The organism is Alteromonas sp. ABH4_454, from assembly GCF_056311775.1.
Map to the genome: position 1 here is coordinate 2,580,743 of NZ_CM149972.1, position 13,322 is coordinate 2,594,064.

The 13,322-nt window shown below is 43.9% G+C and carries 8 protein-coding genes; 6 read left to right on the forward strand and 2 right to left on the reverse strand.

Translation table 11 applies throughout. The features are described from left to right. Window positions 1–87 precede the first annotated feature (87 nt). From ACYX4W_RS11305 to ACYX4W_RS11315, 3 genes are all read left to right on the forward strand, one after another. A complete protein-coding gene (locus ACYX4W_RS11305; protein WP_476073255.1) occupies window positions 88–1,248 on the forward strand; it encodes an alpha/beta hydrolase family protein in 1,161 nt (386 codons plus the stop codon). Further along, the gene (kynU, locus tag ACYX4W_RS11310) at window positions 1,238–2,473 is read left to right on the forward strand and encodes a kynureninase (protein ID WP_476073256.1); all 1,236 of its coding nucleotides are present in this window, start codon (window positions 1,238–1,240) and stop codon (window positions 2,471–2,473) included. Before ACYX4W_RS11305 ends, kynU begins: the two co-directional genes overlap by 11 nt. A gap of 114 nt (window positions 2,474–2,587) precedes the next feature. Further along, window positions 2,588–4,021: a diguanylate cyclase gene (locus ACYX4W_RS11315; RefSeq protein ID WP_476073257.1), complete on the forward strand. Its 1,434-nt coding sequence runs from the start codon at window positions 2,588–2,590 to the stop codon at window positions 4,019–4,021. A 78-nt stretch (window positions 4,022–4,099) separates the two neighbouring features. Here ACYX4W_RS11315 and ACYX4W_RS11320 read toward each other — a convergent pair whose 3' ends face one another. Beyond that, window positions 4,100–5,755 (reverse strand): FapA family protein, encoded by a 1,656-nt coding sequence (locus ACYX4W_RS11320; RefSeq protein WP_474855986.1) that lies wholly within the window; start codon window positions 5,753–5,755, stop codon window positions 4,100–4,102. A gap of 125 nt (window positions 5,756–5,880) precedes the next feature. Beyond that, window positions 5,881–7,311: an exodeoxyribonuclease I gene (sbcB, locus tag ACYX4W_RS11325; protein WP_476073258.1), complete on the reverse strand. Its 1,431-nt coding sequence runs from the start codon at window positions 7,309–7,311 to the stop codon at window positions 5,881–5,883. Window positions 7,312–7,544: 233 nt separating this feature from the next. Between sbcB and ACYX4W_RS11330 the strand changes: the two genes are divergently transcribed. From ACYX4W_RS11330 to ACYX4W_RS11340, 3 genes are all read left to right on the forward strand, one after another. Beyond that, window positions 7,545–11,312 (forward strand): ATP-binding protein, encoded by a 3,768-nt coding sequence (locus ACYX4W_RS11330; RefSeq protein ID WP_476073259.1) that lies wholly within the window; start codon window positions 7,545–7,547, stop codon window positions 11,310–11,312. A 124-nt stretch (window positions 11,313–11,436) separates the two neighbouring features. Further along, entirely contained in the window at window positions 11,437–12,501 is a 1,065-nt protein-coding gene (locus ACYX4W_RS11335; protein WP_476073260.1) for an isoaspartyl peptidase/L-asparaginase family protein, read from the forward strand. Window positions 12,502–12,682: 181 nt separating this feature from the next. Beyond that, window positions 12,683–13,102, forward strand: coding sequence for a CBS domain-containing protein (locus ACYX4W_RS11340; protein WP_476073261.1), 420 nt, complete (start codon window positions 12,683–12,685; stop codon window positions 13,100–13,102). Window positions 13,103–13,322 lie beyond the last annotated feature (220 nt).

Here is a 13,322-nt window from a genome sequence, read left to right on the forward strand (position 1 = left end):
ACCGGCGATAAGATGTCAAAAAATTAATCATAGAGTGCCACCATTTACTTGGTACTCTATGATTTAATTGAAATAAAAACTATCAATATGAAATCTTCTATCAAAGCTTCCTATCCAATCACATTAGCTGTGTTAGCGGCACTCTTGTTCGCGGTAAATACTCAAGCGTCTTCACTTCCGAATGAGGCTAGTGTTGTAAATAACAACGTAACTTACGATGACACCCATGCGAGTGAACGACATTTAGCATCTAATGCCGCTTCGAGGGTGCCTTCGAATGACACCCATGCTAACTCGAAGTTTCATGCAGACCCGCAAGAGTTATTATTTACGTTGGGTGTCACCCAAACAACACCGAATTACAAAGACACCCACGATAATGTACAGAATCTTTCCCCGAAAAACGCTTCGGATGACACCCATGCAAATATTGATGTAAACGCCCATACGAATGAAATACCTCGCGCTCTGACCCAAGTGCCATATTCTGCGTTGGGTGTCTTGCCAACATCAGAGCGTGACAGCCAATTCAGCTATGGGAGTGACCCACTTCAGACTGTGTATGTATGGCATGGCCGTGGTGGGGATGAAAATGAGTTTGCTGGGTACGCCGTTATCTTCGTTCATGGTGGGTGTTGGCTTAATGCATACGGCTATGACCATGCTAAAGGGTTTTATCATGCCTTGGCAGAGCTAGGGATGGGTGTCTATGCAATGGAGTATCGGCGAGTAGGCGATGAAGGCGGTGGTTGGCCCGGTAGTTTGGAAGATGTAACAAGTGCTGTGAAAGCATCTATCGAGAATATTGAAGCTACAGGCGATAGTGGCAATATATATTTGGTAGGGCACTCTGCAGGCGGGCACCTTGGCTTACTTGCCGCACAGCAACTATCGAGTAGCGATGCAGGTACAGGCATTAAACAAGTAATAGGCCTTGCCGCTATAACGAATGTGCAAAGTTATGCCCTTGGTGAAAATAGCTGTCAGACAGCCACGCCACAGTTTATGGGTGGCATGCCAGCTGAAAACGAACGTGAATACCAAATGGCTACGCCAGAAGCAGCTAAAATCAAGCCCTCGGTAATACTAATGCAAGGCAACGAAGATAGTATTGTACCCGAACACCACGCTACAATGCCCGGCGCAAAAAATAGAATAATAACAAACGGTGGTCATTTCGACTGGCTACATCCAGAATCTACGTCCTTTGATGCTTTACTTGAGGTTATGAGTCAACATGATGAATAAGGTTTTTTCTGCTGAGCAACTTGATAAAAAAGATCCGCTTTTTAGCAAGGCGGTCGAATTCTCGTTGCCAAACAATACTATCTATCTTGACGGTAACTCTCTTGGCCCCTTACCCAAGAAAGCGGAAGAGCGCGCCAGTGAGGTAGTAAAAAATCAGTGGGGTGAGGGCCTTATCACAAGCTGGAACAAGCATCACTGGATTTCATTACCACAGCAGGTGGGAGATAAAATTGGTACCATTATCGGCGCAAAGCAAGGCCAAGTAATATGCTGCGACTCGATATCAATCAATTTGTTTAAGGTGCTTAGTGCTGCCTTAAAAATGCACCCTGAAAGAAAAGTCATCGCCACAACAAGAAACAATTTCCCCACCGATATTTATATGGTTCAAGGTTTGCTCGATTTACTCGGCAGTGAATACAGTATTCGGTACGTAGATGAAAACAGTGTTGGTGCCCGACTTGACGAAGATATCGCAGTGCTGATGCTGACTCAGGTAAACTTCAGAAGTGGTTTGAAGCTTGATATGAAGGGTATTACCGAGCAAGCGCATAATAAAGGAATACTTACGCTGTGGGACTTGGCACACAGCGCGGGCGCGTTTCCTGTAGCACTAGATGAATGCAATGTAGATTTTGCCGTGGGTTGTACCTATAAATATTTGAACGGCGGCCCTGGTGCACCTGCATTTATTTATGTTGCCCGACGACATCAAGACGCTTATAAACAGCCTTTATCAGGTTGGATGGGCCATAGCTCGCCATTTTCATTCTCTCCCGATTACACCCCCGATAGCTCGATAAAGCAAAACTTGTGCGGTACGCCAGGTATCATTGGTATGAGCATTTTAGATGCCGCTCTTGACGTGTACGAAGGCGTTTCGATTAAAGCCATTGATGAAAAATCTAAAAAACTGCAAGCCTATTTTATCGCTGAAGCTAAAAGGGCTGGGTTATTAGACGAGCTTAAGGTGGTAAGCCCGTCGCTAGATAATCGAGGTAGCCAGATCGCTTTCGCACACGATGATGCTTATGCCATTTGCCAAGCGTGGATAGCAGAAGGCGTCATCGCCGATTTTCGTGCACCAAATATACTTCGTGTTGGCTTTGCGCCACTGTATTTAAGTTTTGCTGATGTCGAAAAAGCGGTAACGGCGTTGGCTGCTATCATGAGTGAAAAGCGCTATGATCGGGAAGAATTCAAGCAACAGCATAGTGTTACATAGCTAACACATAGCTAAATAGTGACTAAATAGTCGAATTTATTGCATTTTTTGTGTTTAACCTTAATACTTCGCGATTGACTTGTTATTGATGTAACTATTCTTTTGGGTGTGCAGTTGAGAAAAATAAGAAAAGGTCTGCTTCGCACAGTGTTGTTTGTAGGAGCCGCTTTTAGCGCGTTGTTGCAAGCAGCACCTGAGCAACCATTAGCATCTCAAAATTCAATTGAAGTAACCTATTGTATCGACCCTAACTGGGCGCCTTATGAAGCGATAAGAAATGGCATCCACGTAGGTATTTCAGCCCAGTACATGCAGCTTATTGCTGAACTCAGCGATCTTAAGTTTAAGCTTGTTTCTACACAGAGCTGGCAGGAAAGCCTAGAGTTTGTTCAACAAGGCAAATGCCAAGTCATCCCCATGATGAACACCTCTGATTATCGCAAGCAGTTTTTAGACTTTAGTGTGCCGTATTTTGAGGCGCCAAATGTATTGGTTGCTCGAACAGGGATGCCCATGCTGCAGGGCTATTCAGGAATTGGAAATCGTACAGTAGGTATTGTGCAGGGTTACCGCCAAGTCGAATATATTTCACGTCATTACCCTGGATTGCGTCTAAAACTCATCCCGTCCGAGGAAGAGGGCCTTAAGCAACTCGCAAATGGTGAATTTGACGTAATGGTAGGTTCACTAATGAGTGTGAACATGCACATTAATAACCTTGAACTCGAAGATTTACACATAGTGGGTTACGCTGAACCCTTTGACTCTCTCGCATTTGGCGTTAATAAGTCGTTCGGTCATTTAATCGATAAACTTAATGTCGCAATAGAGCGAATTCCAGAGACAAAGAAAGTAGAAATCTATAAGCAATGGAACAACGTGCAAATCCGTTACAGCCGCAACTATACTGCGATGATATTAAGTTCAGCGATTGTATTATTGGGCTTGTTGTGGCTAATTTCTAGAAACCGCCATGTGGGTGGCTACAAGCGCATAATCCAACAAAAAAATGAAGAAATAAGTGCGCTTCAAGCCACGTTGTTAGAGAAAAACAAAACATTAGGTTTTCTTTCGGCTCACGATACGATCACCGGTCTATATAATCGTAATCACATGATACAGCGGGCGGAAGAAGAGATATCGCGCTTTCATCGATTTCATACTACCGCTACATTAATCGCCATCGATTTAACGCCTGTTGATGAAGAGCTATTTTCTCACGACCCTTCTATTCGAGAAGAGATGTTAAAGACCGCAGCTCAAAACTGCCTTAATACTGTACGAGAGGTTGATGTTGTTTCAAGGTTCACTGGGGAGCAGTTCGTCGTACTTTGTCCTCAGACCCAGTTAGACTCAGCAAAAATTCTTGCAGATAGGTTGTTAGAGTGCATGGATACTCATTATCTTCTAAGTGACAAATATAAAACTGCGATTGGTATGGCCGAATTGCGAGACTCAGAAGAGTTCCCAGATTGGCTTGAACGCACTATAAAGGCACTTTATCAGTCTAAGCGGCAAGGCTACGGCAATGTGACCATTGCTCAGTAAAATTGGATTATCCTGTAGCTAAATAAAAAGGCAGATGTGCGAAGCCTGAAATGCCGGCTTCGCTAGCCTAAACATCATCTAAATAATTGGCTCATAATGCCATTGGTGCGAGTCGTAGTGAATTTGAGCGCGATCGTATTCTCTCTCAGAACGCCAGTTTCTATTATTTAATTTAGCAGATACACCCGGATAGAGCCTTTTATTTGCAATAAGCTTTATATCTGTTTGATAGTTTTCTTTTGCGGCTTTAACGTCGTTAGCTTTATTCTCTAACCACTCTAGAAGGGCGCTTTCGTTGTTAAAAAGCTCAAGCGCTTCCGCTGCCTTGCGCTGCAGCTCTTTAGGAATCTTTTTACCCTGAATAAGGTCGATTTTTTCTTTGTGCTTTAGGTTATTCTCGCGAATCTGCCTTAATAACTCATCAAGAGAATCTTTGCGCTCTAGCAGCTGATTAAAACCAGGGCTGAAATCAACTTTTAACGTACTTCCAGAAACAGCGCCGAGTGTTCCCGCTTCAACCCTATCTTGACTGATTATGTCACACGCAAACAAATTGCCCATTGGTTTATCAATTTGCCCAACGATTACCGCACCACCGCAGCGCAGACGACTGTAAGCAAGCTGTCTACCGACAGTTATATTCCCAGCGCACTGGATATCGATGCCTTGGCCATGCTGTACGTGAATACTTCCTGCGGCAACGAGTTTGCACTGGTAGTCACCTTGCTTATCGTTTACCTTGCCCATTGCTCCTTCAGTGATAATGATGTCGCCGCCCGACTCAATGTAAGCCGACTCTACGAAACCGTTAATAGTAACGTCTCCGGCCGCCTTAATTTGCATTTTCTCGGTGACATCGCCATTGACTAGTACAGCGCCTTCATAATTTACATGCCCTGACCCAACGTTAACGCCATTACAAATAAAGGTATCATCTATATTCATAATTTGGTCACGGTATTTAGGCATCCCTGAAATGGATGACATTAATAGGTTTGCGTCGCTATCAGACACCACCGTCCCTGTACCCATTTTAAAGTCCACCCATTCACCAGGGGCGGCAGAGATTGTGTTTCCTTTCACGTCAAAGCCAGAACGACCTTTTGTAGGTGGAGTACGGCGCAGAACAGGCGTGTTTATTTTCACGCATATCACTTCGCCTAAGTTGCGCATGTCAACGCGTTCACCTTCGTTCGTTTGCGGTCTTAGTATTCGTTCAAGTGCGTTCGGAACAAGGGGAATAAATTTGGAGTTTTTTCCATTTCGGGCAGGAAGCCCTTTAGCTATGGTTTCCTCTAATACAGTGCCAGGCGCAGCATTTCTTGCGGCTTTTAGCATGGCGTCTATTTTTTTAGTGCTAACGCCTCGAATCACTCTATTTTTGACCGCTAATGATTTTACGGTCGCAAGGGATGGGAGTTTACCGCCATAGGGGGTAGTGAGGACCAAATTCGCAATCATGCCGTCTTCAGGTACCCGAAATTCAACTTCGGCGTTTTTGCGTTCGCCAATGCGTTCTTGAACCACAGTACCATCACCTGTTTTAAAGTAATGGTTGGCCGTTTCACAGGCTGATTTTAACGCTTTTTCTGACACATACAGACGCTTGGTTTCGCCACTTTCCAACTGCTGTCTAACATCACGAATATCCACCTCTGATGTAAATTCAGAAGGATTGAGCATAATGTTTATATAGGTTCTTGATTTGTCGAAGCTTATTGTAACGCCATTCATGACTACTTATTCCCTTACGCGCGTGTATTGTTATTATCGGCGGAGGTCATCAATTCCTTGACTACATTTTATCCTTTACCGCCTTAGTTCAGCTATCATTAATTTATGATGTTATAAAACCTCCGTCAAAGGTTTTTAGCATACTGATACAGGGCGCGCAGTATGGCCTGCTTGTCGGGGTTGTCGCTGTGCTCGTGAGTTAACGCTTCAAGCCGCATCATGTAATTTTCTAGTGTAATCGAGCCGCCAAATGCGGAGTCTGTTAGTCGAGCCTGACGGTGATACTGCCATTTCGTCATCTCATCAGCGGTAAGTGTATTGGGGTAGTTGCGCGCACGATAACGAAACAGTTGTTTGCGCAATCTTTCGTGCTGTGTTTCATCGCTCAAGGTGGCAAGGTCGTCAGGGGCTGCATCAATAACACGCTCACACCAACGTCTATCTTCGTCATTTAAGAAACCACCGCTATACAAGGCATGGTCTACGTCATGCTCTGTACTTTCACGTTCTTCATCATATACGCCCACAAGTTTAGCAGCTAGATCCTTGGTGTTTGCGAGTGTTTTATAATTGTCTAGGCAACGTTCGCGATCAAGACCTAACCTAGCGGCGTTTTCCTCAGTCATTGCTTTGGCTGTGGTAATAAAAGGGGAGCGATTAATGTGGATAAGTTTAAGACCAGGTCGTTCTTTTGTATCTGAATACGTATCCGCTGGCGCGTAAAGCGCCTGTCTTATTTCTTCGGCTGAGTCGTTTACCACGCTGTCTATATTATGGGATAAATCTATCGCTATAAACGCATTTGAATTGGTTGGATGTTTAGCAATTGGCATTACCCATGTGCAACACCCCTGAGAGGCAGGCAATTTAGAAGATATATGCAAAAGTACCGAAGGTTTGCTTAGGTCAATTTGCTGCATAACCGTATGTTTATTGCGAAGCGACAATGCATACTCAAATAAACGAGGCTGCTTTTCTTTAATAAGCTTTGCCAAAGCAATGGTTGCGTAGACATCGCTAAGCGCATCGTGTGCATTTTCGTGACCAATGTTATTAGCTGCAGTGAGCGATTCTAATTTGAAGCTAGGCGTACCATCTTCTCGTTCTGGCCAATTGATTCCTTCCGGTCTAAGCGCATAACACGCTCTTGCTACATCAATAATATCCCAGCGACTGTTCCCGTTTCGCCACTCCCGTGAATAGGGGTCGTAAAAATTACGGTAAAACATATAGCGCGACACTTCATCGTCAAAGCGAATACTATTAAATCCTACACTACAGGTGTTTGGGGTAGACATCTCTTGGTAAATTCGCGCTGCAAAATCTGCCTCGTTTGACCCATCTCTTATGGTTTGCTGTGGCGTAATGCCGGTAACCAAGCATGCCTCTGGGTGAGGCAGATAATCATTAGCAATGGCGCTCATAATGTTGATGGGTTTTCCAACAACATTTAAATCCATATCTGTTCTGACCGCGGCAAATTGGCAGGGGAGATCTTTTTGTGGGCTGGTGCCAAATGTTTCAAAATCGTGCCACAAAAATGTAGGTGCGTGCATAACCACCATTGCTTATTAATAAAAACCTTGCACGCAGTGTACACCGCGATAATTTTAATACCAAATGCTGTTGGTTTTATACCCAATAATTCAGACATTCGGAAGGCTAGAGTGACGTTGTAACTTACGGTTTTATCGTTTGTTTTTATATAAAAATTTTAGACTGTAAACTTGCGAAACAAACCATCTCTGACTAGTTTTAGGTTATTACAAGTTATACGGAAATTATTGGCTTGTCAGTCCTTCCATCTAAACCAGCGTTTAACGAAGCTAAAAGTACCTTTATATTGGCTACTGTGCTTGCTACCTTACTGATTGTGTTGGTTGTTAGTTTGTTTGAAAGCAGTATAAAAGCGACGGCGGAGAGTCAGGCGTTTGAGGCCTTAGAGAAAAGCGCATTAAGCGTGGAAAATGTCGCCGAAACACAGCTAGTCAAACATCTCAACGCCCTTAATTTTTTGCACCAAACGCCGCCGATAAGCGGAATAGTTAGAGCTACGCAGAACAATAAGTTAGACCCTAAAGATGGCACTACGCTTGAACAGTGGAAGCATCGCTTAGAAACTATATTTGTCGCTTTTATCGAAAATAACACAGAAATCGATCAGTTAAGGGTCATTAAGGTAGACGAAGAAGGGAACGAGTTCTTAAGGGTCGAGCGCGAGGGCGGGAGTGTTTTAATCGCCAGCAATACTGATTTACAGACGAAAGCAACACGCAATTATTTCATTGAAAGCGCTAAAAGTAATAAAGGACAATTTTACATTTCCGATATCAACTTGAATCGGGAATATGGAAAATTAGAATACCCCTACAAAAGCGTCATTCGGCTTTCCTTACCAATCTTTAGTGAAAGTGGCGAGCGTTACGGAATGTTAATTATGAACGTTAACGCGCAGTACATGCTTTCTCAAATGACCCAATCCTTAACGAGCAACCAGTCGCTCTATGTCACTGACCGTGATGGCTATTTTGTAGTACATCCCGATAGCCAAAAATCCTTTTCTAAAGACTTAAACCCGTCTGTAACGTGGCAAAGCGAATTCTCAGTATCTCAATTCAACGGGCGCGGAAAGATTACCTCCAAAAATGAAAGCCAGAGCGTACATTACGCTGTTTCAAGGGCGTTCACACTAGGAGCGAAAGGTCAGGGCTCAGGCTTTTACTTGCACATTTTACTACCGCAATCTCAAGTGAGTGCGCTGATAAATGAAAAGCGGCTGAGCGTTTACAGCGTGATTGGTGTCATCTCTATCATCTTTGTAAGCATTCTGCTTTTTGTTTATCGCAGTAATAAAAAGAATATTGAGCTAGCCAAAGTGCGTGGTGAATCAGCTGCTATTGTGGATATTTCAAAAGATGCCATTTTTAGTGTGGATTCTACGGGTATTGTCAAAAGTTGGAACAAAGCTGCGGAGTCCCTTTTTGGGATCCCCTCCCAGATAATCCTCAATCAGCATTATTCATCTTTCGAACCACTATCCTTATCAGGGTTAGAGGACGAGCTTGTTAAAGGTGGCAAGCAAGTTACTTTCACCACGCCTTATGTCGATGATGATAAAAATGCGCGTTCACTATTGATAACTACCTCAACGATATGGGGAGAGCATTCACAGTTTTCTGGCGTAGCTGTAGTAATTAGAGACATTACGGATGAACAAAAAGCGAAAGATGCCATTGAGCGAGTCAACTTAAAACTTGAAGAGAAAGTGGTAAGTAGAACAAAAGAGTTGGTTGAGGCAACACAAGAAGCGCGTAAAGCAAGTAAGGTGAAGAGTTCATTCATTTCTAATATCAGTCATGAAATGCGCACGCCCCTCAACGGGGTAGTGGGCTCTTTAGCTTTATTAAAACGCCAACCGCTTAACGAGAAGGCTGAGCAACTGGTCTCCATGATGGAAATCAGCTGTAACAACTTAAACGTGCTTATAAATGATGTACTAGATCTTTCAAAAATAGAGGCGGGTAAACTGGATATTAACCAGCAAAATTTCGAAATACTCTCTCTTATCGAGTCTATTGCTAAAGTGTTCGCTATTAAAGCGGCAAGCAAAGGACTAGAGTTACTGGTGGATACCTCAGAAGTACCCAGGATAGAAATTAACTCAGATCCTCACAGAATTAACCAAGTATTGAGTAACCTACTTAACAATGCGATTAAGTTTACCAAAACAGGGCACGTTAAACTTACTCTGTTTTTAAGCGAATCGGTGTCTGACGTTCTGCAGTTACATTTCAGTGTTGAAGATACAGGTGTTGGTATAGCAAAAGACAATCAGCCCAAGCTTTTTTCAGCGTTCACCCAGGCCGATGCCTCAGTGGCGACACAATACGGCGGTACAGGGCTAGGACTATCTATTTGCAAGCAGTTATGCCAATTATTAGGTGGGGATATTACCTTTGAGTCGGAGTTAGGAACGGGGAGTAAGTTTTCGTTTTACATTTCACTTCCCGATACTACATCGGACAATGAAGCAAGTTCTGACAAAATTGAACAAGACGAGAAGTCACTTCTTAGTAACGTTAAAGTTGGCGTTTCATCTGCTTATTTACCGCTGCAAGCGCACATATGTAAACTTGCTGAGTATGTAGGCGCTACTTCTGAAGTCTTAGATGGGCCCGCTAGTGCTATTCAGTGGCAAGATTACAATGTACTTTTACTTGATGAATCCAGCGCTTTAATTGGTGAAATAGACAGAGAATGGGAGCGAAATGAAAAGGGCGGAAAGGTTAGCAAAATGCCCGTGGTTTATATTCTTCAAAAGCTAGAGGGGGCACCCCATGCGTTTACGCATTTGACGCCTTTGTACCTACCTAAACCCCTTTTCCGCTCTACGTTTATAACGGTAAAGCAAGGGTTAGATGTTGTTAAGTATGGTGGTTTGATTAAAAAAGTCACCACTGAAGACAGCCTTAGTCGTGCACCAGAAGCCGAAAATTGGGCTGAAGACCATATTAAATCACACATTTCAATTGAAAATACTCGCTTACTTATCGTTGATGACAATATGATAAATAGGGAAGTGGCTAAGGGCGTACTAGAGTGTTTACCTTGTAAATTATATACCTGCGCAGACGGTGAAGAAGTCGTTGCTTTTCTGCGTAAATGCGATGAAAAAGGGCGTCGTATTCACAGTGTTTTAATGGATTGCCAAATGCCTAAAATGAATGGTTACGAGGCGACTCGTGCTATTCGAGAGGGAAAAGCTGGAGCAATGCATGCCGATGTCCCCATCATAGCGATGACAGCAAACGCTATGCTGGGCGAGAAGGAAAAGTGCTTAGGAGCAGGGATGGATGACTTTGCCACTAAACCGGTTATTGCAGATGTACTTATCCCAAAAGTCAGGCAGTGGCTAGTAAATCAAGTTACCAAGGTGGCTGGCACCGAGCTTGAAAATTCAGATATTGATTCCCAGAGCGCTGAGCGCACCAAAACTTCTTATGCAGAACCCGCCAATAGCACAAGTAATAGCGCGTCGTTGCCCCCCTTAGTAGACAGCTTGCTTGGCGCTATTGATAGAGATTTAGCGCATAGTACTGAGTCTATGCGCTTAATAGACGATTCACAGGAACACAATGCTAGTGATGATGTTCTTGTTCACTCTGAGCCTACCGACGCATTAGGTAAGCCTGAAGTTATTTCTAACGAGCAGGCGAATACAGTAAGTGACGGCTGTTGGGAAAAAGAGGATGCTATAGCTCGCATTATGGGAGATAAAGCTTTGTTCTCTCGGGTTTGTGAGCTCTATTCTCAAAGCGCACCTGAAAAATTTAAACTTTTAGAAAGGGCTGTAGAGAATCAAGACTTTTCACAAATACAAATTCTGTCGCTTAAACTCAAAGGAATGTCTGCTGATATTGGTGCCGTGCAGCTGAGAAAAGATTTTGAATCACTTTGGGAGTTATCAAAAGTAGCTGATTGGGAGAAAGTAAAGGCGTTGCTTCCATCTATCGGCGACGATCTTAATACCTTTTTAGAACTTCTTGAAGTAGCCTAGATTATCATCTTTTAGTGTGTCATCTTAATTCGCTATAAATACGATAATCACATCGCTCGTTTGTGTTGGTTTCATCTGCCACGGAACTAAGCGGTGTTTTATAACTTTTAAAGGAGTTAACCGTTTGAACCTTCCTCGCATTTTTCATCAGTCCAATAAAGCTCGAAATACCTTATGTGTAATTAGTGCCTTAGTAGCTTCGCTAACGCTCGTTAGTGCTAACGCATCAGCGGCTGATACTCACCAAGAAAGCTCACGGGTTGCCATCGCCATTCATGGCGGAGCCGGCACTATTTTAAAGTCTTCGATGACGGCTGAAAAAGAGGCGGCGTATAAAAAGGTGTTAACGCAAGCAGTACAGCACGGTTATACCTTGCTGCAAGACGGTGTAAAAGGTGAAGTCGCGGTGGTAGAAACCATTAAAATTCTTGAAAGCTCACCTTTGTTTAACGCGGGCATTGGTGCTGTGTATACCTTTGACGGCGAGCATGAACTTGACGCGTCTATCATGCATGGCGGCAATAAAAATGCTGGCGCTGTTGCGGGTGTTAAGACAATTCGAAGCCCAATAGAGGCAGCGCTGCTGGTAATGAATGAATCTCCACACGTTATGCTTTCCGGTGAAGGGGCTGAAGATTATGCCAAAGAGAATGGCCTTGAGCAGGTGGACAATTCGGTTTTCGACACTGAGTTTCGCAAACAGGCATTAGATAAAGCGAAAGCTCGTATGGAGCAGGCTTCAAATGGTTATGGCTTACAGCAGGGCAACGAGCGCTTTGGAACCGTAGGGGCAGTGGTACTAGATGGCGAGGGCAACATTGTGGCCGGAACATCCACCGGCGGAATGACGGCTAAACGATACGGGCGTATTGGTGATTCACCGGTGATTGGTGCTGGCACCTATGCCGACAATGAAAGCTGTGCTGTATCGGCGACCGGACATGGTGAGTATTTTATACGATACAACGTAGCAGCAGATATCTGCGCGCGGATGAAGTATCAAGGGTTAACACTAAACGACGCTGCAAATACAGTGGTGAACGATGTGTTAGTTGAAGCTGGTGGTGATGGCGGTGTAATTGCCATTGACGCAAAAGGTAACGTTGCAATGCCGTTTAATTCAGCGGGAATGTACCGCGCGAGCATTGATGTAAATGGCAATGTGAAAGTCGCAATCTACAAAGACTAACCACTGCAAAAAACATTTGTTGTTTTAATGTTAAATGTACTGGCTTGTAGGCAACGAAAGGTCTAATCTTAAAGTGTGGGGGAAAATTGCTTTCACATGTGGTTAATAATAATTGAAGTGCCGTAACGCCCAATAAGTCGCAGTATCGGTCACATTAGGCGCCACGGCTGGAGAATTGAAAATGGAATCGTTGCAAGTCAGTGATTATATGAATACTCACCCAGTGAAGCTTAATGTCGATATGCCCGTTGCGCAGGCTGTCGAAGCGTTGTTAGTCAGTGGGCAAAGTGGTGGGCCAGTGCTTGATGTAAAGGGAAAGGTCGTGGGCTTTTTATCCGAGCAAGACTGTATCGCTCAAATGATAGCCTCAAGCTACTATCGCGAACAAATTTGTAGGGTCGGGGAAATCATGAAAACGCCGGTGGTTTCGGTTAAGCCTTACATGTCAGTGATAGAGCTAGCGCAATTGCTGCTTAAAGAGAAGCCGCGGGTCTACCCGGTAGTAGATGATGATGGTGTGCTTTTAGGCTCAATTAACCGAACGGCCGTGCTTCGTGCCATTGACGTTCAATTAAATGATGGCTATCAGCGAGCAGGCTAGTTGATATTAGATTTTGCGCTGCCTATGTAAGCTTGTCTGCAAAACCTAGGGCTGTCTGCAAAATCTAAGGTGGTATTTGCGATGTTTTAGCTAATGCAACCTTGAGCGCAATTAAACTACAGCGATAAGTCAGCAAGTTTTGAGAGTAAAGGGAGAGGTTAAGCTTTAAACTTCCCCCTTTCTCTATTATCGGCGTGGGTGTTGATGGTTACTCACACCA

Coding starts and splice junctions, on each gene's coding strand:
- ACYX4W_RS11320 (WP_474855986.1), bottom strand. CDS start 5,755: ATGAATGGCGTTACAATAAGCTTCGACAAATCAAGAACCTATATAAAC.
- ACYX4W_RS11340 (WP_476073261.1), top strand. CDS start 12,683: ATGGAATCGTTGCAAGTCAGTGATTATATGAATACTCACCCAGTGAAG.
- ACYX4W_RS11305 (WP_476073255.1), top strand. CDS start 88: ATGAAATCTTCTATCAAAGCTTCCTATCCAATCACATTAGCTGTGTTA.
- sbcB (WP_476073258.1), bottom strand. CDS start 7,311: ATGCACGCACCTACATTTTTGTGGCACGATTTTGAAACATTTGGCACC.
- kynU (WP_476073256.1), top strand. CDS start 1,238: ATGATGAATAAGGTTTTTTCTGCTGAGCAACTTGATAAAAAAGATCCG.